The 20,818-nt window shown below is 65.2% G+C and carries 19 protein-coding genes and 1 pseudogene; 8 read left to right on the forward strand and 12 right to left on the reverse strand.

Features of this window, described 5'->3' with window-relative positions; translation table 11 throughout:
• Positions 1-181: 181 nt before the first annotated feature.
• Positions 182-1,576, reverse strand: coding sequence for a cystathionine beta-synthase (locus A5634_RS15445; RefSeq protein WP_065144917.1), 1,395 nt, complete (start codon positions 1,574-1,576; stop codon positions 182-184).
• 61 nt (positions 1,577-1,637) lie between these two features.
• The gene (locus A5634_RS15450; protein ID WP_065144933.1) at positions 1,638-2,705 is read right to left on the reverse strand and encodes an alpha/beta hydrolase; all 1,068 of its coding nucleotides are present in this window, start codon (positions 2,703-2,705) and stop codon (positions 1,638-1,640) included.
• A 220-nt stretch (positions 2,706-2,925) separates the two neighbouring features.
• Between A5634_RS15450 and A5634_RS15455 the strand changes: the two genes are divergently transcribed.
• From A5634_RS15455 to A5634_RS29490, 3 genes and pseudogenes are all read left to right on the forward strand, one after another.
• On the forward strand, positions 2,926-3,858 hold the full coding sequence (locus tag A5634_RS15455; RefSeq protein ID WP_155769566.1) for an SGNH/GDSL hydrolase family protein: 933 nt from the start codon (positions 2,926-2,928) through the stop codon (positions 3,856-3,858).
• 67 nt (positions 3,859-3,925) lie between these two features.
• Positions 3,926-5,143 carry an acetyl-CoA C-acetyltransferase gene (locus A5634_RS15460; RefSeq protein WP_065144919.1) on the forward strand — a complete coding sequence of 406 codons (1,218 nt, stop codon included), beginning with the start codon at positions 3,926-3,928 and terminating at the stop codon, positions 5,141-5,143.
• A 103-nt stretch (positions 5,144-5,246) separates the two neighbouring features.
• Positions 5,247-5,630 (forward strand): annotated as a pseudogene (locus A5634_RS29490) (hypothetical protein); the annotation flags it as partial.
• 78 nt (positions 5,631-5,708) lie between these two features.
• On the opposite strand, the gene A5634_RS15465 reads toward A5634_RS29490, so the two are convergent.
• A complete protein-coding gene (locus A5634_RS15465; protein WP_065144920.1) occupies positions 5,709-6,539 on the reverse strand; it encodes a Bax inhibitor-1/YccA family protein in 831 nt (276 codons plus the stop codon).
• Between the two features lie 227 nt (positions 6,540-6,766).
• On the opposite strand from A5634_RS15465, the gene A5634_RS15470 reads away from it, so the two are divergent.
• From A5634_RS15470 to A5634_RS15480, 3 genes are read left to right on the forward strand one after another with little or no spacing between them, the layout of a single operon-like run.
• Complete coding sequence (locus tag A5634_RS15470) at positions 6,767-7,828, forward strand: enoyl-CoA hydratase/isomerase family protein (RefSeq protein ID WP_065144921.1); 1,062 nt, start codon at positions 6,767-6,769, stop codon at positions 7,826-7,828.
• 11 nt (positions 7,829-7,839) lie between these two features.
• Positions 7,840-8,613 carry an enoyl-CoA hydratase gene (locus A5634_RS15475; protein WP_065144922.1) on the forward strand — a complete coding sequence of 258 codons (774 nt, stop codon included), beginning with the start codon at positions 7,840-7,842 and terminating at the stop codon, positions 8,611-8,613.
• On the forward strand, positions 8,610-10,376 hold the full coding sequence (locus A5634_RS15480) for an alpha/beta hydrolase (RefSeq protein ID WP_065144923.1): 1,767 nt from the start codon (positions 8,610-8,612) through the stop codon (positions 10,374-10,376). The genes A5634_RS15475 and A5634_RS15480 overlap by 4 nt, the downstream gene beginning before the upstream one ends.
• Here the strand turns inward: A5634_RS15480 and A5634_RS15485 are convergent.
• Together A5634_RS15485 and A5634_RS15490 are read right to left on the reverse strand one after the other, a co-directional pair.
• Positions 10,373-10,768 carry a rhodanese-like domain-containing protein gene (locus tag A5634_RS15485; protein WP_065144924.1) on the reverse strand — a complete coding sequence of 132 codons (396 nt, stop codon included), beginning with the start codon at positions 10,766-10,768 and terminating at the stop codon, positions 10,373-10,375. The two genes, A5634_RS15480 and A5634_RS15485, sit on opposite strands and share 4 nt — an antisense overlap.
• A complete protein-coding gene (locus tag A5634_RS15490) occupies positions 10,768-11,373 on the reverse strand; it encodes a cysteine dioxygenase (RefSeq protein WP_081290455.1) in 606 nt (201 codons plus the stop codon). Before A5634_RS15490 ends, A5634_RS15485 begins: the two co-directional genes overlap by 1 nt.
• Before the next feature lie 115 nt (positions 11,374-11,488).
• On the opposite strand from A5634_RS15490, the gene A5634_RS15495 reads away from it, so the two are divergent.
• Together A5634_RS15495 and A5634_RS15500 are read left to right on the forward strand one after the other, a co-directional pair.
• A complete protein-coding gene (locus A5634_RS15495) occupies positions 11,489-11,926 on the forward strand; it encodes a lipoprotein LpqV (RefSeq protein ID WP_065144925.1) in 438 nt (145 codons plus the stop codon).
• 93 nt (positions 11,927-12,019) lie between these two features.
• Positions 12,020-13,138 (forward strand): patatin family protein, encoded by a 1,119-nt coding sequence (locus A5634_RS15500; RefSeq protein ID WP_065144935.1) that lies wholly within the window; start codon positions 12,020-12,022, stop codon positions 13,136-13,138.
• Between the two features lie 64 nt (positions 13,139-13,202).
• Here A5634_RS15500 and A5634_RS28950 read toward each other — a convergent pair whose 3' ends face one another.
• The 7 genes from A5634_RS28950 to A5634_RS15535 form a co-directional block, all read right to left on the reverse strand.
• Positions 13,203-13,631, reverse strand: a complete 429-nt coding sequence (locus A5634_RS28950) for a hypothetical protein (protein ID WP_216638742.1) — start codon at positions 13,629-13,631, stop codon at positions 13,203-13,205.
• Positions 13,632-13,812: 181 nt separating this feature from the next.
• Positions 13,813-14,667: a patatin-like phospholipase family protein gene (locus A5634_RS15510; RefSeq protein WP_065144927.1), complete on the reverse strand. Its 855-nt coding sequence runs from the start codon at positions 14,665-14,667 to the stop codon at positions 13,813-13,815.
• A 23-nt stretch (positions 14,668-14,690) separates the two neighbouring features.
• Complete coding sequence (locus A5634_RS15515) at positions 14,691-15,572, reverse strand: class II glutamine amidotransferase (RefSeq protein ID WP_065144928.1); 882 nt, start codon at positions 15,570-15,572, stop codon at positions 14,691-14,693.
• 5 nt (positions 15,573-15,577) lie between these two features.
• Positions 15,578-16,060 carry an SRPBCC family protein gene (locus tag A5634_RS15520; RefSeq protein ID WP_065144929.1) on the reverse strand — a complete coding sequence of 161 codons (483 nt, stop codon included), beginning with the start codon at positions 16,058-16,060 and terminating at the stop codon, positions 15,578-15,580.
• Positions 16,061-16,123: 63 nt separating this feature from the next.
• A complete protein-coding gene (locus A5634_RS15525) occupies positions 16,124-17,755 on the reverse strand; it encodes a long-chain fatty acid--CoA ligase (RefSeq protein ID WP_065144930.1) in 1,632 nt (543 codons plus the stop codon).
• A gap of 100 nt (positions 17,756-17,855) precedes the next feature.
• On the reverse strand, positions 17,856-19,034 hold the full coding sequence (locus A5634_RS15530) for a YncE family protein (RefSeq protein WP_065144931.1): 1,179 nt from the start codon (positions 19,032-19,034) through the stop codon (positions 17,856-17,858).
• 454 nt (positions 19,035-19,488) lie between these two features.
• Positions 19,489-20,818: esterase-like activity of phytase family protein (locus tag A5634_RS15535; protein WP_065144932.1), on the reverse strand; the 1,330-nt coding region annotated here is incomplete at its 5' end.

Raw genomic sequence — 20,818 nt, forward strand, 5'->3', positions numbered from 1 at the left:
GCGGCGCGGAAGGCGGCAGATGTCCGCCCGACGGTGAGGCACCGGATGAGCCAGGCGGCGGGGGCGGTGGCGGGTACGACCCGCCGGGCTGATCGGTCATCGAGAACCCTCCCAGTGCAAACTTTGCTGAACTAAGCCGGTTACAGTACCCGAGCGCAGAGACCGACATCACAGCCACATGTCAGCGTCGTCGCGTGCCCTCGGAAAGGAAGCCGAGCAGGTCGTAGCGGGTGATCACCCCGACCGGCTTACCCTCCTCCACCACCATCAACGCGTCCCAGTCCCGCAACGCCTTGCCGGCTGCACTGGCCGATTCGCCGGCTCCGATGAGCCGCAACGGCGGGCTCATGTGTTGGGACACGGCGTCGGCCAGCTTGGCGCGACCCTCGAAAACCGCGGACAGCAATTCCCGTTCGGAGACGCTGCCGGCGACTTCACCGGCCATCACCGGCGGTTCGGCACCGACGACCGGCATCTGCGATACGCCGTACTCGCGCAGGATCCCGATGGCGTCCCGCACGGTTTCCGACGGGTGGGTGTGCACGAGGTCGGGCAGCGCACCGGACTTGCGGCGCAACACATCACCGACCGTGGACTCCGCGGCCGAGCCGTCCAGCCGGCTGCGCAGAAACCCGTACGACGACATCCATGCGTCGTTAAAGATCTTGGCCATGTAGCCGCGGCCGCCATCGGGCAGCAGCACGACCACCACTGAGTCGGGACCAGCTTGCTCGGCCACTTTCAGCGCGGCGACCACTGCCATGCCACAGGAGCCGCCGACCAGCATGGCTTCTTCGCGGGCCAGTCGCCTGGTCATGTCGAAGGAATCGGAATCCGAAACGGCGATGATCTCGTCCGGCACGGACGGGTCGTATGCGGCCGGCCAGAAGTCCTCTCCGACACCTTCGACCAGGTAAGGGCGCCCGGTGCCGCCGGAGTACACCGATCCCTCCGGGTCGGCGCCGATCACCCGGACCCGCCCGTCGGAGACCTCTTTGAGGTAGCGGCCGGCTCCGGTGATCGTTCCGCCGGTGCCGATGCCGGCGACGAAATGGGTGACTTTGCCGTCGGTGTCCGCCCATATTTCCGGGCCGGTGGTGGCGTAGTGACTGGCCGGCCCCTCGGGGTTGGAGTACTGGTCGGGTTTCCAGGCCCCGTCGATTTCGCGGACCAACCGGTCCGAGACGCTGTAGTAGCTGTCCGGGTCCTCCGGCGGCACCGCCGTCGGGCAGACGACCACCTCGGCGCCGTAGGCGCGCAACACATTTCGCTTGTCTTCGCCGACCTTGTCGGGGCAGACGAACACGCACTTGTAGCCGCGGCGTTGCGCGATCAGGGCAAGTCCGACGCCGGTGTTGCCCGATGTCGGTTCGACGATGGTGCCGCCCGGCTTCAGCGCTCCGCTGGCCTCGGCGGCGCTGATCATCCGCTCGGCGATCCGGTCCTTGGAGCTGCCGCCCGGGTTGAGGTATTCGACTTTGGCAGCCACGATGCCCGCCCCGTCCGGGACGACGGAGTTGAGGCGCACCAAGGGCGTGCCGCCGATGAGGTCGCTGAGGTGCTGGGCGATTCGCATGCGCCTATGGTCTCAGGCCGCCCCGCCGGGCGTGCGATCGCCGTGAGTTCGATAGCGCTTGCTAGCCGGTGGCTTCGCGGATGTACTCGCCGATCTGCCGCAACGAGCGGGCTGCCTCCGGCAGCATCGGTCCGGCCACCTGGAAATCGTGCACCTGGCCCGGCCACACCCGCACCTCGGCCGGCACGCCAGCTGCCGCCAGGCGACTGGCCGCCAGTTGTGCGTCGTGCAGAAGCACCTCGGACCCGGACACGTGAATCAGCGTCCGCGGCAGGCCCGGTTCGATGTGCTCCAGAGGCTCGTAAATCTCTTCGGGTTTTCCGTTCACCTTATTCTTGGCTGCACAGCTAGCAACTAATTCACCGAGCGCATCGAAGGCCCTTGACGGGAACATCGCGTCCGTCTTTATGTTCGGATGCGACTGCTTTTCCTCCTTTGCCAGCTGCAGCAGTGGCGAGATCGCCACTAGTGCCGCGGGCTCCTCGCCTTCGCGCAACAAGCGTTGGGCGAGGGAGAGCGCCAGGTACCCGCCGGCCGAGTCTCCGGCCAACACAATCTGGTCCGGGTCGTACCCCAACAGCCGCAGCCAGCGGTAGCCGTCGTGGCAATCGTCGAGCGCCATGCCGATGGAGTGCTTGGGCATCAACCGATAGTTGACGACGAGGATGGGCGCGTCAGCGAACTTGGACAACGCCTCGACCAGTCGGCCGTGTGAGTTCGCTCCGCACGTCAGGAACGCCCCGCCGTGCAGATAGAGAATTACCCGTCGAGTGCCGTCTGCCGGCAGTACCCCCGCCGCGCGAACCAGCTGCGCCGACGCATTAGGCAAGGTCACATCGGCCCTGACGGTGTTGGTCGCAGGTAGCAGGACGCGGGCGGCCTGGTCGATCAGACCCCACGGCCAAGGCAGATTGGGAACGTAGCTGCCGACAGCCAGAACCGGGCGGATCGTCGCGCGGGAAACCAACGTAGCTAACCGCGCGGCAACGCTCGGGCCAGATTCGAGAACTTCGACGGGAGCACCGTCGCTGATTGCGAATCTGCGCGCTTCGAGTCTACGAGCCTTCAGCGCATCGCGCGGGCGAATGGCGACTCTAGGTGCGCCAGAAACCTCACTGGGTGCAGTCATGCTCAACACTTCCTACGCCGTTGTAGTCCGATACAGCATGCAACGAAGAAGCTGAGCAGTTTGTTCAGCCAACCTCGCAACTTAGCTTGACAGTCGTTTACCCGTTCAACATCCACTTATGCAGTTCGATATCGCATCTGTTTCACACCGTAACCGGTTTGTTCCTCAGCTACCCCCGAAATCAGCACAACCGTCCTAAACTAATTCCGTGGGCATGCACGTGCCGAGGCGCTCAACGATCGCTTTGGCCACCGCCGGTGCACTCGCCTCGACAGGCTCGGCCTATCTGGGCGCACGCAACCTGCTGGTTGGCCAGGCGATCCATGTGCGCACGGTGATCCCTAAGTCCTGGGAAGCGCCGCCGCGCGCCGACGGCGTCTATGTCAACGCGTGCGACCCGGTGCAGCGCTGGCGGTACGGCACTCCCTTCGATCTGCACCTGATGATCTTCGGCGACTCGACGGCGACCGGGTACGGCTGCGCGACCGCGGAGGAAGTGCCGGGCGTGGTCATTGCGCGCCGATTGGCCGAGCAGACCGGGCTGCGAATCCGGTTGAGCACCAAAGCCATCGTCGGGGCCACGTCCAAGGGCGTCTATGGCCAGGTCGATGCGATGTTCGTGGCCGGGCCACCGCCAGACATAGCGATAATCATGATCGGTGCCAACGACATCACCGCCCTCAACGGCATCGGACCGTCCGCGCAGCGACTCGGCGCCTCGGTACGCAAGCTCCGTAATCGTGGCGCGGTCGTCGTGGTTGGCACCTGCCCGGATTTCGGGACGATAACCACCATCCCGCAACCGCTACGTTCGGTAGCGCGCACGCGTGGGTTGCAGCTTGCCCGCGCGCAGGCCGCGGCGGTCAAGGCCGCCGGAGGTGTACCGGTGCCGCTGGCACATCTGCTGGCCCCCAAGTTCCGGAAGATGCCCGATCTGCTCTTCTCCGCGGACCGCTACCACCCGTCGGCGGCCGGGTACGCGCTGGCCGCCGAAGAACTGCTGTCGGCGCTGCATGAGGCACTCGGGGAGAAGATTCCGCAGTTGCAGCAATCCGAGGTCAGACCCGCCGCCGTGCCACGCCGCACGTTCGTGTCGAAGTTGTGGTCGCGCCCGGTCGCCGCGCGGGCGGCCGCTGCCGCTGCGTTGAGTTAGCCCTCCAACTCGCCAGCTGCACGTCCGGATAGGCTCGGCATCGCCCCACCCCAATCGAGGAGCCGTCATGCCGGAAGCCGTCATCGTTTCAACCGCCCGCTCGCCGATCGGTCGCGCCAACAAAGGGTCCCTGGTGAACATGCGGCCCGACGATCTGGCGGTCCAGATGGTGCGTGCAGCGCTCGAGAAAGTTCCGGCGCTCAATCCGCACCAGATCGACGACCTCATCCTGGGCTGCGGCCAGCCCGGCGGCGAGTCCGGTTTCAATCTCGCCCGCGTGGTCGCCGTGGCGCTGGGCTATGACTTCTTGCCCGGCACGACCGTCAACCGGTACTGCTCGTCGTCGCTGCAGACCACCCGGATGGCGTTCCACGCGATCAAGGCCGGCGAAGGCGACGCTTTCATCTCTGCCGGGGTGGAGACGGTCTCGCGGTTCGCCAAGGGCAATGCCGACGGTTGGCCGGACACCAAGAACCCGCTGTATGACGAGGCCCAGGAGCGTACGGCGGCCGCTGCCGCCGGTGCCGACGAGTGGCACGACCCCCGCGCCGACGGGAATCTGCCCGACATCTATATCGCGATGGGTCAGACGGCCGAGAACGTCGCGCTGATGACCGGTGTCTCCCGCGAGGACCAGGACCACTGGGGAGTGCGCAGCCAGAACCGGGCCGAGGAAGCGATCAAGAGCGGATTCTTCGCACGCGAGATCAGCCCGGTCACCCTGCCCGACGGCAGCACCGTCACCACCGACGACGGTCCGCGTGCCGGAACCACCTACGAGAAGATCAGCGAGCTCAAGCCGGTGTTCCGGCCCAACGGCACGGTGACGGCCGGCAATGCCTGCCCGCTCAACGACGGGGCCGCGGCGGTCGTGATTACCAGCGAAACCAAGGCCAAGGAGCTGGGGCTGACCCCGCTGGCGCGCATCGTGTCCACCGGCGTCAGCGGCCTGTCCCCCGAGATCATGGGGCTGGGTCCGATAGAGGCAACCAAACAAGCGCTGGCGCGTGCCGGCATGTCGATCTCCGACATCGACTTGTTCGAGATCAACGAGGCCTTCGCGGTGCAGGTGCTGGGTTCGGCCCGCCAACTCGGGATCGACGAGGAGAAGCTAAACGTCGCCGGCGGCGCTATCGCCCTGGGTCACCCGTTCGGCATGACGGGCGCCCGGATTACTGCCACGCTGCTCAACAACTTGCAGACCCACGACAAGACGTTCGGCCTGGAAACCATGTGTGTGGGTGGTGGCCAGGGCATGGCGATGGTGATCGAGCGGCTGAGCTGACTTTTTTCGGCTTGACCTGCGCCTGGGGCGCCCGCCACTCGCATTTCGTCGCCCTTGACGCAGAGTCAACTGCGATGTCGGTGCGCGCTGCCAGTATCCCGGCATGGATTACGGACGCCAGCCGTTCATCGGCAGTGAGGCACTCGCTGCGGGCGACCTGAGCAGGCATGAGTTGCGCACGTACTACCGCGCGATCATGCCGAACGTCTACCTGGACAAACGCATCGAACCGTCGTTGCCACAACGCACGCTTGCAGCCTGGCTTTGGTCGCATCGGCAGGCGGGGATAGCGGGCACGGCGGCCTCGGCAATGCACGGCTCGAAGTGGGTCAATTCATCAGCGCCGATCGAGCTGACCTGGCGCAATGCTCGAACTCCGCAGGGCGTTGTGACTCGTGACGAACTACTGCTCGACGGTGAGTCTCAGCAACTCAACGGTCTTCCCATCACCACACCGGAGCGAACCGCCTTCGACCTGGGCCGCCGCGCAGGCTCAACGCAAAGAGAAAAGCCGGCACGCCAAACGGCGTGCCGGCTTTGCCCGTCAGAGGCTAGTCGTTCCGAGCTAATCGTTCTGCAGATAACTCAGCAGACGCAGGATCTCCAGGTACAGCCAGACCAGGGTCACGGTCAGGCCCAGGGCGATACCCCACGCGGCCTTCTCGGGCGCTCCGGCGCGGATCATCTGGTCGGCTGCATCGAAGTCGATCAGGAAGCTGAACGCGGCGATACCGATGCACACCAGCGAGAAGATGATCGCGATGGTTCCACCGCTGCGCAGGCCCAGGCCTGTGCCGCCGCCGACGTTGAACAGCGCCAGCACGAAGTTGCCGAGCATCAGCACCAGCACACCGAACATCGCGGCAACGAGCATGCGGGTGAACTTGGGGGTAACCCGGATGGCGCCGGTCTTGTAGACCACCAGCATCCCGAAGAACACGCCCAATGTGCCTAGCACGGCCTCACCGATGAGCATGCCGGCGTTGGCCGAGCCCACCGAGAAGTTCGCCAAGACGAACGAGATGGCACCGAGGAACAAGCCCTCGAGCGCGGCGTAGCTGAGCACGATCGCCGGGTTGTCCTGCTTGCGGCCGAAGGTGGCGACCAGCACCAGCGCCAAGCCGCCCAGCGCGCCGACCATGGTCAACGGCATCGCCAGCTTGAGATTGGTCGCGACCAGGAAGTACGAGACCACCGCGGTAATCGACAGGGTGGCCAGCGTCAAACCAGTCTTAGTGACGACGTCGTCGATGGTCAACGGCCGTGCGACACGACCCTGCTGATACGGGGTGTAGGGGTCGGCCGGATAGCCCTGCTGCACGCCAGGGCCGAATTGCGCGTACCCGCCCGCCTGTCTGGGCAGCGAACGAAATACCGGGTTGCTTGTCTCCCGCACCGTCGGATCCTCTCCTAAATTGCTGTGGCTCGAGCCGTAGCGGACACGTGCTCAACGAGTGGTGGTCCGCCCGAGTTCCCAGCGGAGCTGCTGTTTTGTAGTTAGTCCGGGACGCCCGGATCACCATAAACCTTAGCCCCGCCAGGATCGCCGAGCGAGTAACGAATTAGATTGCTGGTCAAACTCATGGTCAGGTCGGCGAGGGGAGACGGTGCGTGACTGGTGGCATGACCGGAGGCGTGACGGGAGCCGTAACTGGGGAATCCGACGAGGTCCTGACCAGCGTCGCCGGCAACGTCGGCTACGTCACCCTCAACCGTCCCAAGGCGATCAATTCGCTGAACCAGAACATGATCGAGCTGCTCAGCGCCGTGCTCATCCGGTGGGAGCGTGACGAAGCGATCCGCGCGGTGGTGCTGACCGGTGCCGGGGAGCGCGGGTTATGCGCGGGCGGCGATGTCGTGGCCTTGTATCACAGCGCCCGCAAGGACGGAGTCGAAGCGCGGCGGTTCTGGCGCGACGAGTATCTGCTCAATGGCCGGGTCGGCCGCTTCGCTAAGCCGTACGTCGCGGTGATGGACGGCATCGTGATGGGCGGCGGCGTCGGCATCAGCGCCCACGCCAACACGCGGGTGGTGACCGACGGTTCGAAGGTCGCGATGCCCGAAGTGGGCATCGGGTTCGTCCCCGACGTCGGCGGGACGTACCTGCTGTCTCGAGCTCCCGGCAAGCTGGGTCTGCACGCCGCGCTCACGGGCGCGCCGTTCAACGGGCCTGACGCCATCGCACTGGGATTCGCCGATCATTACGTGCCGCGCAGCGAGCTGGATGCGTTCACCGCGGCGGTCGCCACCGACGGTGTCGAAGGCGCGCTGGCCCACCATGCGGTCGAGCCGCCGCCGAGCGAGCTTGCCGCACAGCGGGAGTGGATCGACGAGTGCTATTCCAAGGAGAGTGTGATCGACATCGTGGCCGCGTTGCGAGACCATGATGCGGAACCCGCCAACGAGGCCGCCAAGTTGATCGGCACCCGCTCGCCGATCTCGCTGTCGGTGACCTTCGAGGCAGTTCGTCGCGCGGCCGAGTTGGAAACACTGGAAGATGTTCTCGTACAAGACTATCGGGTGTCCTCGGCGTCGGCGCGCTCGCACGATTTCGTCGAAGGCATCCGAGCGCAGCTGGTCGACAAGGATCGCAAGCCGAAGTGGTCGCCGGCCAGTCTGGACGAAGTCACCGTGGCCGACGTCACTTCCTATTTCGAACCGGTGGACGACGACCTGACGTTCTAGAGAGGTAGGAAATGGGATACGACACCATCCTTGTCGAGCGCGAAGACCGGGTCGGCATCATCACGCTGAACCGGCCGAAGGCGCTCAACGCGCTCAACTCCCAGGTGATGAACGAAGTCACCAGCGCCGCAACCGAACTGGACAACGATCCAGGCATCGGAGCGATCATCATCACCGGTTCGGCCAAGGCTTTCGCCGCCGGCGCCGACATCAAGGAGATGGCCGGGCTGTCGTTCGCCGATGCGTTCGGCGCGGATTTCTTTGCCACCTGGGGCAAGCTGGCCGCCGTTCGCACCCCGACCATAGCCGCGGTCGCCGGGTACGCGTTGGGCGGCGGTTGTGAACTGGCGATGATGTGCGACTTGCTAATTGCCGCGGACACCGCGAAATTCGGCCAGCCTGAAATCAAACTCGGGGTCATCCCGGGCATGGGTGGCTCGCAGCGGCTGACCAGAGCGATCGGCAAAGCCAAGGCGATGGACCTGATTCTGACCGGACGCAACATTGACGCTGCGGAAGCCGAACGCAGCGGGCTGGTTTCGCGGGTGGTACCCGCCGACGACCTGCTGACCGAAGCCAAGGCCGTCGCGACCACCATCTCGCAGATGTCGCTGCCGTCGGCGCAGATGGCCAAGGAGGCCGTCAACCGGGCGTACGAATCGACACTGGCCGAAGGGCTGCTCTACGAACGTCGGTTGTTCCATTCGACTTTCGCCACCGACGACCAATCCGAGGGGATGGCGGCCTTCATCGAGAAGCGTCCGCCCGACTTCACCCACCGATGAGCGAGTCCGCGGCCACCGACAAGGATTGGGCCGACAAGGAACTAGCCCAAGCATCGGCCGAAGAACCCGCCGAGGCGCCTCCCAAGAGGGCAGCACGGCGGCTCCCGGCCCGGTGGTGGGTTCGCAACTACACCTACACCGGGACGATGCTCGGCTTGATTTTCGTCTGGTTGTCGCTGACCCCGTCGCTGCTTCCCCGCGGGGCCCTGTTCCAGGGTGTGGTGAGCGGCTTTTCCGGCGCCACCGGTTACGGGCTGGGCGTGTTCACCGTCTGGTTGATCCGCTGGTTGCGCTCCAAGAACTCCACTCCCCCGGCACCCATGTGGGCTTGGCCACCACTGCTCGTGGTCGGCGTGATCGGCATCGTGGTGATGGCGATCCGTTTCCACGTCTGGCAGGACGAGGTGCGCGACATGATGGGCGTCGAGCACCTGAAGTGGTACGAGTACCCGTATAGCGCGGCGTTGTCGATCATCGTGTTGTTCACCCTGGTCGAAATCGGCAAATTCATCCGCTGGCTGGTGAATCTGCTTGTAGCGCAAGTGGATCGGATCGCGCCGTTCCGCGTCTCGGCGGCCATCGTGGTGATCGGACTCACCGTATTGACCATCACCCTGCTCAACGGCGTGGTGATCAAGTTCGCGATGCGTTCGATGAATGGCAGCTTCGCGGCGGTCAACAACGAGATGGATCCAGACAGCAACGCGCCCAACACGAAGTTGCGTTCCGGTGGGCCCGAGTCGCTGGTGTCGTGGGAGTCGCTGGGGCATCAGGGGCGTCTCTTCGTCGAGGGCGGACCTTCGGTGAAGAAGCTCAGCGCATTCAACGGCAAGCCGGCCACCGAGCCGATCCGGGCTTATGCCGGGCTGAAATCGGCCGACGGCATCGACGCCACCGCGGACCTCGCCGCACGCGAATTGTTGCGCACCGGCGGTTTGCAACGGGCTGTCGTCGCCGTGGCCACGACTACCGGCACGGGGTGGATCAACGAGGCGGAAGCCTCGGCGCTGGAGTACATGTACAACGGTGACACCGCGATCGTGAGCATGCAGTATTCGTTCCTGCCGAGTTGGCTGTCGTTCCTGGTGGACAAGGAGAACGCCAGGCACGCCGGCCAGGCCTTGTTCGAGGCCGTCGACAAGCTGATCCGGCAGATGCCAGAGTTCAAGCGCCCCATGCTCGTTGTGTTCGGTGAGAGCTTGGGATCGTTCGGCGGGGAAGCCCCGTTCATGAGCTTGAACAACGTGTTGGCCCGCACCGACGGCGCACTGTTCAGTGGACCGACATTCCAGAACACCATCTGGACCCAGCTCACCAGGACCCGCGATTCTGGTTCACCGCAATGGCTTCCGATCTACGAAGAGGGCCACAACGTCAGATTCGTTGCCCAGCAAGAGGATCTGGACCGTCCGCCGAAAAAATGGGACCGCCCCCGGGTGGTGTATCTGCAGCATGCATCCGACCCCATTGCGTGGTGGACGCCGGATTTGCTGTTCAGTCAACCGGATTGGCTAAAAGAGAAGCGCGGCTCCGATGTGCTGCCGGACATGCGGTGGATCCCGATCATCACGTTCCTGCAGGTTTCAGCGGACATGGCGGTGGCCGTCGACGTGCCCGACGGGCATGGTCACCGCTACGTCGCCAACTGCGCCGACGCCTGGGCGGCGGTGCTGTCACCGCCGGGTTGGACGCCGGACAAGACGGCCAAGCTGCGACCGCTGCTGCACGCGAATACGACGTTGGAAAGTCCGACGAGCGCCTAGTGCGCCTCGGCCGGCGCAAGCTCGGCCAGCACACCCGCGGCCACCAGCGCGTGGTAACCGCCGGCGACGTCGGTGGCCCGATACAGACCGAGGTCCAGTAGCGCCGCCGCCGCCAGACTCGAGGTGTATCCCTCCGAACACAGGATCACCCATTCGATATCGTCGCCGGTCGCTTCCGGCAGTCGGGCGGCACTGGTCGGGTCGCAACGCCATTCCAAGACGTTGCGTTCGATCACCAAAGCGCCGGGCACCTCTCCTTCCCGGGCACGCTGCGCCTGCGGCCGGATATCGACGAGCAGCGCACCGCGGCGCAGGGCATCGGGCACCTGCTCGGCGGGCAGACGGCGATAGCGGCTACGGGCCGCGTCGAGCACGGCGTCGATTCGGCTCATCAGGGGCCTTCGGGTGCGTCGGTGAGTTCGGTGCGGCGACGGCGCAGCGTGTTGCGTTCGGTCACGCCGTAATAAGACATTGCGGTCAGCGGAGGTGAGTAGGCGTGCACGCTCAAAGTCGGCTCGGCCGTTTTCAATTCGGGTTTGAGCAGCGATACCGAATCAGGTGCGCGCCGCGGCGCCCACACCACGTCGTGCACCCAGCCCAGCGGGAACCCGGCCTGGTCGCCGGCATCGAGCCGTCGACGTCGCAACTTTCTTCCGTCCCAACGGTATTCGTTGAGCGCACCGGACAGCACGGTCAGCGCCCCCAGCGACCCGCCGTGATCGTGCAACTCGGTCGAGTGCCCGGGCACCCAGCTGATCAGCCAGATGTCGAGTTCCTCGTCGCCATGAATCCGGGTGAACCAGCGCTCGGTCTCGGGGACACCGCCCTCGGGCAGCAGGTGGTCGCAGCGGCCGCTGAGCACGTCGTCGGCGGCCTGGTCGGTGGCGTGCAGCAGATCGGGCACCCGCAGCCGGGTCGGCCCGGGGTAGGGCACGGTCAGCGCGGTCGAAGGCGGGGGGTACGCCCCGGCGAGGGGCGCGGCAAGTAGAGAAGCCATGAGAGAACTCCGGGAGGTGAGGACGGACAGGGCAAGCGGCGGCGCGTCAGGGCCGACAACACTCGCTGAATCCGAACCGTTCCATCACCCAGAGAGTGTTGCATAGATTGGAGCGGTGCGCGGCTACCGAGATCGCCCCCGACGCCGGGGAGCGCGGTTCGGGGTGCTCGTCGTTGCGGTGAGTTTGGCGGTGGTCGTCGGGTGCTCGCGCGGCGACGACAGCGGCAAGGCGACGTCCTCCCCACCAGCCGCAAATAGTTCGCTGCCGCCCGGTGCGATCGGTGTCGCTCCCGGTGGTGTGACGACGCGCGTCGACGCGCCCGCAGAATCGACCGAAGAGGAATATTTCCAGGCCTGCCATGCCGCGAAGGTGTGGATGGACTCGCAGGGCGGCACCGGCGAGACGTTGATCGAGCCCTATCTGGGCATGGTTCAGGCGTCCGCGTCGGGCGTTGCGGGCAGTTGGAACAAACGGTGGACGGACCTCGGGCCGCCGCGCCAGGCGGCCGTCATCGTCGCGGCGCAGGCGGCCGCCCGCGGCGAATGCGGCTGAGGTCCTGCTGCCCAGCTCCGGAATTGAGATCACGGGTGCATGAAAGTGTCAGCCGGTGCGGGTACGGCACGGGTGGCAAAGCAGAATGAAGCGATGTCCGGACCGCTACCTCTCCCTACGCCTCTCCCTACGCGCGGAGGCTCTGGGCCGCGGGTCGCGTTGGCCCTGGGCAGCGGCGGCGCCCGCGGTTACGCCCACATCGGGGTGATCCAGGCGCTGACCGAACGCGGCTATGAGGTCGTCGGTATCGCCGGCTCGTCGATGGGCGCGGTAGTGGGCGGGGTGCAGGCGGCCGGACGGCTCGACGAGCTCGCCGACTGGGCCAGATCCCTCACCCAGCGCACCATCCTGCGGTTGCTGGACCCGTCGCTGTCCGCGGCCGGGGTGCTGCGGGCGGAGAAAATCCTGGACGCGGTGCGAGACATTCTGGGGCCGATCACCATCGAAGAACTCGAAATCCCGTACACGGCGGTGGCCACCGACCTGCTGACCGGCAAATCGGTGTGGTTCCAGCGCGGCCCGCTCGACCAGGCCATCCGCGCGTCGATCGCGATCCCGGGCGTGATCGCACCGCACGAAATCGACGGACGCCTGCTCGCCGACGGCGGCATCCTGGACCCGCTGCCGATGGCACCGATCGCGGCCGTCAACGCCGACCTGACCATCGCGGTCAGCCTCAATGGCAGCGAACCCGGCACTACCCGCGACGCCGAACCGAACACCACCACCGAATGGTTGAACCGGATGGTGCGCAGCACCACCGCGCTGCTGGACACCAATGCGGCAAAGGCGCTGCTGGACCGGCCCACCGCGCGAGCGGTGCTGAGCCGATTCGGTGCGACGGTTCCGGACCTGGACCCGGACCAAGGCGAAGAGGCCACCGGGCTCGAGCATGCCGAGCACCGGCCGAACGGCCGGGCCGAGGATATCGATGCGCCGGAGCTTCCCCGGTGGGGCAGCTTCGACGTGATGAATCGAACCATCGACATTGCCCAGTCGGCGCTGGCCCGCCACGCGCTGGCCGCCTACCCGCCCGACCTATTGATCGAGGTGCCTCGCACTACCTGCCGGAGCCTGGAATTTCATCGCGCCGTCGAGGTGATTGCGTCCGGCCACGCGCTGGCCTCTCGAGCTTTGGATGCCCTCGAAAACCCCGAGAACCCTGAAAACACCGAAACCGACGAACCGGCATTACCCGCGCGAGAAAGCTGACGCGTTTTAACGACGAAAATTTGTGCCAATTAATTAGTGGCCGCGTGAATTGATGTGGGGACGGCTAGGCGCGCTTGCGGCCGGGCCCGGTGTGGGTGGCGGCTTTGCGCTGCAACTCGGCGATCAGGTCCGTCGGGTGCAGCTGCGCGGCCAACCTGGTCAGCGCGAGTCGCACCACGGCACTACGAGTCGCGTCGACCCGCGGCTTGGCGAAACGTGCTGATGTGCGCACGGTTTCGAGGAAAGCGTCGGTGGCCTCGTCCAGGTAGATCGAAACCTTGGTCAGCTCGCTAGGCGGCGCCGACGGTGCCGGCGCGGGCGGGGTCGGCAGTGGTGCGGGGGCAGCTGGCGCCGGGCCTGCGGCGGCGCGGGGTGGCCCCACGGGCCGAGGCGGAGCCGCGACGGGACCCGGTGTGGGACGACCGTAGTAACGCCTTACGGGAATTGCGTTGTGCGGTGCCGAACCGTTTCTGGCATCCAGGCTATAAGTCATCCTAGTTTCCTTCCGAATTAAAGAAATGTGTCCATCACAGCCGGTGCTATTTAAGCGTTGTGACGATCTGACCCGCTAGGTATAGCACGGTCCGAAGCCGCATTAGAAGGGCCGATTCGCCCACTTCAACGGGATTACATAGCTATTTAATAATTACTCAATCGGGCGCACCGGGCGTGCGTCAAACGCCCAGAAAGTGTGCTACCGCCGGGGCTTCCCGGCGGCCCTGGGCGCGACCGGCCAGTGCCGAACCGACTCGGCAGCGCGGATCCAGCGGGTTGGCGCCGAAGGCCGCCAGCGATTCTGCGTCCGCGAACACGCTGAACGTCGTGCCGTCGAATCCGGAGATCTCGGCGGCCGGCCCGGGCCCGAACGGCGAAGGCGTATCCGCGCCGGATGGCACCAGCACCACGGCAACGTCGCAGTCGTCGGCGACTTCGATGTTCACCGGGCTTTTGACGCCGCCGTCCATGTAGCGTCGGCCGGCGATTGTCACCGGCGGCCACGCGCCCGGTACCGCGCAGCTCGCCGCGACCGCATCGACCAATTCGACCCCGGATTTTGGGTCGAAAACCACGAACTCGCCGGTCTCGGTATCGATCGCGGTGATCCGCAAGACCCGCTCCGGCCACTGATGGGACGGCAGCCGGTGGGCAATCACTTCGCGACGGACGGCCTCGGAGACGGTTGTGGTGGCCAGCGCCACCCCGCCGATCCGTTGCAGCCGGCCGGTCAGGTCGAGCGGTCCCCGTAACGCGTCCAGGAACAACTCGGTGATGGTCTCGACATCGACGCCCGGATCCATCTCCGCCGACGTCTCAGCTATTTGCCGGTCGAACAGCTCGTCCAGGCTGCGACCGCTACTGAGCTGCGCGGCGACGGTCGATCCCGCTGATGTCCCGACCAGCACGTCCGATTCCAGCAGTAGCCGCGCGGCTGCTGCTGACTCGTCGGCGATACCGCGCAGAATTCCTGTCTCCCAGGCGATTCCGGCTACCCCACCGCCGGCCAGCACCAGCGCACGTCTTGATGACATGTTCACTTACTCTGCCAAACCGGCTATCGAGGATGCCGAGTGCCCGGCATGGCATGCTGCGCGCGGAAGACCGGCTGACTCAAGTCATCCCTACGTACCAGGTGCCGGGGTGGGTCGGGAAGCACCAGGTTGCGCTGGATTTCCAGGGCAGCGTCGACGTGGACGAGCTCCCCGGCGTCGAGCAACCGCCAACGCGGATCGTCGTCCATCGGTTCGGTAGCGAAGATCACCGAAGACCGTTCCGTAAGCGGTTCGCTTCGCGCGTGAATTCTGCTGGTGGACATGTCGAAGTCGGGTTGCCCGTCACGGCGGCGATCCAGCATGAACAGCTGGTGGGTTTGCGGGTACCGCAGGGCCCACATCTCGGTGCCCGTGCAGAGCAGGACGTTGATCGCATAGACCGGCACATTTGCGGCGAGCCAGGAGATTGCGTCCACCAAACCTGTTGATACGTCCCCGTTTCGGGCCCGAATGCCGGCGGTGACGAGAGCAAATATCCGCTCGGAATCGGTTTGGCCCAACACCAGGTCAGAGGTGCCGAGTTCACGCAGCCGTTCGTCGACGACATCGAGGCCTTCGATCATCCCGTTGTGCGCGAAGATCCTGCCGTCCTGCAAGAACGGGTGGGTGTTGCGCACGTCGAGCGAACCGGTCGTCGCGTACCGGATATGAGCGATGAACGTGGTGCCGTCGAGCTGGTGCGCGTCGGTGGCGAATTCCGCGTCCTGCCAGGCGGCTATCGGCTCTTTGTGCAGTTGCGGGCGGCCGCGTTCGTCGAACACCCCCAGACCGGTGCCGTCGGGATTCTTGCGGCTCTGTTCGGCGAGGCTGTCCGGGGCGTCCAGCAGCCAGAAGGTGGCCGTAACCACTTCTGTCCCGGCGTGTAGGCCAAAGAGTCGGCACATGGGTATCAGTGCACCAGTTGCGCCGACAACTTCTCCAGCACTATGCGTGCGTAGCCTTTCCACATCTTGGCGAACACCGGTAGTAGCGGCGCGGTCGTCGAGGACTTGGGATGCAGCGTCCACTGCCAGGCAACCCGGGTCCCGGTGCCCGCCGGCGCAAAGGACCATTTGCCGTCCACCGAGCTGACCAAGGTTGCCAACGGGCCGCTGATGTCGGAGAGCGTGTATCCGAACGATTGCGGCGGATCGACACTGGTCAATGTCTCATGCACGCGGCCGCCGCCGACCATGAATATGGTCCGGGTCTGGCCGGGCGCATCCCAATCGCCAACTTGGTCGCGCACGGCCTTGATCGGCGGGATGATGCCGTACCACTGGGCACAGACCACCGGCAGCGATATCGGCAACGTACCGGCGAAAGCATCGTCGACGGTGACCGGTATCGCCCGCGACTGCTCGACGGTGAGGGGTAAAGCGGGCTTGGGCATTCGCATTCCTTTGCGATAGCGGTGCGGTAGGAGATGGTCAGCGGGACGGCCCGAACGGTATCCCTAGTTGTGCGCCTCGGCGACATCGTAGGCGCCGTCGGCGTAGCAGGACCGAATTGTCTTCTTGTCGTACTTGCCCACGCTGGTGCGCGGAATCTCGTCGGCGAAAGCCCAACGCTCCGGCAGCCACCACCGAACCACTTTGTCCGCCAAGAAGTCTCGCAACTCGGCCGGGCTCACGACAGCGCCTTCGCGGGCCACGACCAGGGCCAGCGGGCGTTCCTCCCACCGCTCGTCGGGAACACCGACGACGGCGGCCTCCACCACGTCTGGGTGGGCGATCAGATAATTCTCCAGCTCGACCGAGGAGATCCACTCCCCTCCGGACTTGATGACGTCCTTGGCGCGGTCGGTCAGGGTGATGAAGCCGTGCTCGTCGATGCGGCCGACGTCCCCGGTGCGCAACCAGCCGGAATCGAACTTGGACTCGTCCTTTCCCCGGTAGTACGACCCGGTGATCCAGGGTCCACGGACTTCCACCTCACCGACCGCTTTGCCGTCGTTGGGTAACACCGCGCCGCCGTCGTCAACGATGCGGGTTTCCACGCCGCACACCGGCTGACCCTGAGTGGACCGGAACGCCCAGTGCTGGTCGGCCGGTGTGTTCGGCGGCGGCCAGGCCATGGTGGCCAGCGGCGACGTCTCGGTCATGCCCCACAACTGGCGGATCTGAACGTTGTGCTTGTCCTCGAAGGTTCGCATCAGCATCTCGGGCACAGCTGAGCCGCCGCAGGCGACGAGCTGCAACGAGGACATGTCGTGGCCGGGCTCCTTTTCCAGGTAGTGCATCACGTCGTTCCAGATGGTCGGGACCGCGGCGGCGCGGGTGGGCCGCAGCGTCTCCACGAGGTGAATCAGCGATCTGGCGTCGAGGTGGCGATCGGGGAGGACCAGGTCGGCGCCGGCCATCAACGCCGCATACGGCAGACCCCACGCATTGGCGTGGAACATCGGCACAATCGGCAGCACGCAATCGCTGGATCCAACGCCTATGCCGTTGGCGGTGCACGCCGCCATGGAGTGCAGGAAGCTCGAACGATGGCTGTAGACAACGCCTTTGGGGTTGCCGGTGGTACCGCTGGTGTAGCACATCGCGGCCGCGGATTGTTCTTCGATTGTCGGCCAATCGAATTCGGTGGCTTCGCTGTCGATCAAGTCCTGGTAGCGCAGCACGGTCTTGCCGCATTCTTCCAGTGGCGCAACGTCTCCCGCGCCGACCGCGATCACGGTGTGCACGGTGTCGAGGTCGGGCAGCACGGGGGCGAGCTGTTTGGCCAGTGAGAGATCCACCAGCACCACCTGGTCCTCGGCTTCGTTGGCGACGAAGGCGACCTGTTCGGGGAACAACCGGATGTTGAGGGTGTGCAGCACCGCACCCATCGAGGGCACCGCGAGGTATGCGGCGAGGTGTTCGGCGTTGTTCCACATGAAGGTGGCCACCCGCTGATCACCGGTAACACCTATGCGCCGCAACGCGTTTGCCAGCTGGGCAGCCTGCTGACCCAGCTCGTGATAGGTGGTACGTCGGTAGCCGTCACCGGTGGCGGTCACGACTTCGCGCAATCCGTGGACTCCGCAGCCGTGCCGCATGATCGCGGTGATGGTCAACGGATATTCCTGCATCGTGCTGTACATCGATGTACCGCCTCACGCTTTTCGGCGCAGCCTCTTCTTCCCGTGGGGCCGATGCTATCGCCGTCGGAGGCGATGAGGAATCTGCGGGCTTGCGCAGAGGTCAGACCAGCGCGGCGTCGTACTGCAGCAGTTCAGGGACGAATAGGTCGACGGACCGCTTGCTTTCCAGCGCAGTCTGCTCGACGCCCGATTCGTCACCCGCCGCGATCGGCGCCACGGTGACGGTGCCGGAGTAGTCCGCGATGTACAGGTACTTGCCGTTCGGGCTTTCGACCACGCACGAAGGCTGGGTCGCCACGTTGACCGAGTCGATGACGTCCTGGGTGAGGGTGCACAGCATGGTCACGCTGTCGTCACTGACCAGGTAGGCGCGCTCGCCATCGCCGCTGAGGGTCAGGCGGGTCAGCAGGCCGCTGACCTCCGCGATTTTTCGGGTGCCGGCGATCTTATTGGTGCGGGTATCGACGACGTCGATCACCGAGAACTCGGGACCGGAACTCGCGGCGTAGACCAGGCCGCCGTTGGGGCTGATGGCGACATCGCGCAGGGCCAAGCCGATCTCGATGGTGGCGATCACGGTCGGGCCGGACTTGCCGGCTTGCTTCGCGTTCTTGGACCGGGTGGTCTTGCGACGCCAGCGTGCGCGCGCGACGGTTTCGGCTTCGTCGGTCGCCACGCCGGTGTCGATGACGACGAGCTGGCCTCCGCTTGGAGCGTTGACGCCGACGTACAGCCGGCTGCCGTCGGGGCTGACCCGCACGCATTCGGTGGTGACGCCGGAGGTGTTGGCGATCTCGACTACCTCGACGCGCTCGGTCTCGGTGTCCAGGATCGCGACGTCAGCACCGCGGATTCCGCTGCGGGTCGCGTAGACGCGCTTGCCGTCGGCGCTCACGGTCAGGTCGCTGACGCTCAGGGCCAGCGGGTGCGTCCCGACGACGGTGTTCGTGGTCAGGTCGATGACCTGGATCGCGTCGTAGGACGCCGAGACGGTACTGACGTAGGCGCGGTCGTCACCGCCCAAGGCGATGGAGAAAGGCTCGTCGACGCCGTCGACTGCGTCCACCACGCGAAAAGAGCTGGTGTCGATGATCGAGACGCTGTCGCTGCCGTAATTGGTGACCAGTAGTCGTCGGCCGTCGCGGCTCAGCGCAATTCCGCTGATGGGGCCGTTGTTGACCGGGATCTGGATGTCGACTGGCGCGTCCGGTTCTGCCACGTGCTCACTGAACTCGAGGACCTCGACATCCCGTCCGGTCACCATGCTCTTGAGGCTCATACTGGCACCGCCTTTCGCTGTTCGGTCGGACCTTCTGTTGGATGGCAGGCATCGCGCGGCGATGTGCAACACTGGCATCCGCTAAAACGCAAAACAGCAGCAAATGAACTGTTTTGTCGGGATTGTGAACTATTCTAGCCGGTTAATTCGCGCTGAATCGGACTAAGAATGAATGAAATTCGGGGTTGTTACCCACGTCACGCGGCAGCCTCAGTATACGCTCAGGTTGCGATTCGTGCATATGCGCGAGTTCAGTTCACGGCAAATCAAAAACCGTATCTGACCAGTATCAAAGTGACCTACAGCTATTTGATTACGCTTGTGACACGACGCCGTTGACTAAGAAATTCTTAAAAGTCGCGTAAACGAGGCAAATGTCACACCGACGCGGGCGCGTGTCGAGTTGCTGATTAATTTCCCAACCGCGACCGCTCAGCCGACCTCATCCAACCTCTCACCCGACCTTCACCAGGATTCGCAGCGTCTCCGTCTTGGCGGGCAACTGATCGGTGTCGACGTAGAGGATCTCGCCGCTGTCCTGGGCTCCGTTGGGCAACGTCTTCGGCTTGAGCCGAAGTGGCGGGGTCGCCGAAGCCAACCCGCCCAGCCCAAAGTCGCTGTCGTTAGCCAGGATCAGCGTCTTGCCGCCGTCCGGGGTGATGAGGCCCTCGATTTTGTCGTGCCCATAGAAGTCGCCCTTGGCCGACAGTGAACGCAGCAGCGCACCGACGTCCAGCTGAAGAGTCTTGCGGGCCGCAGTGATACCGGCCGCCTTGAGTTTGCCCAGCGCGTCGGCATCGGTGCTGACACCGACCAGGGTTTCGATGGGCATCCGGTTGACGAGCAGCCCGCCGGCGTCGGGGTCGTAGGTGGCGCCGGGCAGCGTGGACCTCGGCCCGACGTCGGTGGCCTCGGCTACGTCGGCGAGATAGATCTTGGTGTTGTTCTCCGGGGGGCTTTTGGTGTTGCGCTCGTCGATGAGGAAGGTGGTGGCGCTCAGCGCGGTGATGTCGGAAACCCCGACGCCGGAATCCTGCGGGTTGGCCAGCGGGTAGAGGTATTCGTGGACGATGTTGCGGTTGACGAGGTCGATGGTGATGATGCGGGCGATCGGGACGGACTTGGCCGGGCCGGTCAACCCCGGCGTCTGCAGCGCCGACTGCATGACGGCCACCAGCGTGTTGCCGTCCGGGGTGATGGTCAGACCCTCCAGCCCCTGATTCGGGGTACGCAACGAAAGCTCGTGCGGCAGGCTGCCGTCGAACGGCGAAAGTCGTTCCAGCTCTTTGCCGTTGGCATCGAAGTGGATGATGTAGGGGCCGTATTCGTCAGACACCCAGAAGTTTTGGTCGGGCGTCGCGACCAATCCCTCGGGGTCGATGCCGTAGTCCGAAGGCGGCAGCGGTGTCCCGTTGAGATCGATTTGCGTTTCGCCGGTGCTGGCGTGCGGATCGACCAGACCGTCCAGGGGGTGGCCGTCCGGCGCCTGCAACATAATGGTGCGGTCCACGGTCGCGACTCCGTTGGCCAGTTTCAGCTTGGCAATATGCGGGTGAAAGTCCGGTAGCGGCAATACCTTTTCGTTGGGTGCCCGCCCGTCGACGTTCGGGCCGCGATCGGTGAGGCCATAGATTTCGTCGCTGCTGCCTGGCACCGCGGCAATCGCGGACCCGTGCGCGCTGGCCTTGATCCCGACGCCTCCGATGGTGGCCAACGGAAGCTGATCCTCCGAGTAGACCTTGACCGCCCGGCTGACCGTGACGTCGAACTCGTCGGTTCCAGTG

The organism is Mycobacterium asiaticum (assembly GCF_001673365.1).
Taxonomy (GTDB): domain Bacteria; phylum Actinomycetota; class Actinomycetes; order Mycobacteriales; family Mycobacteriaceae; genus Mycobacterium; species Mycobacterium asiaticum_A.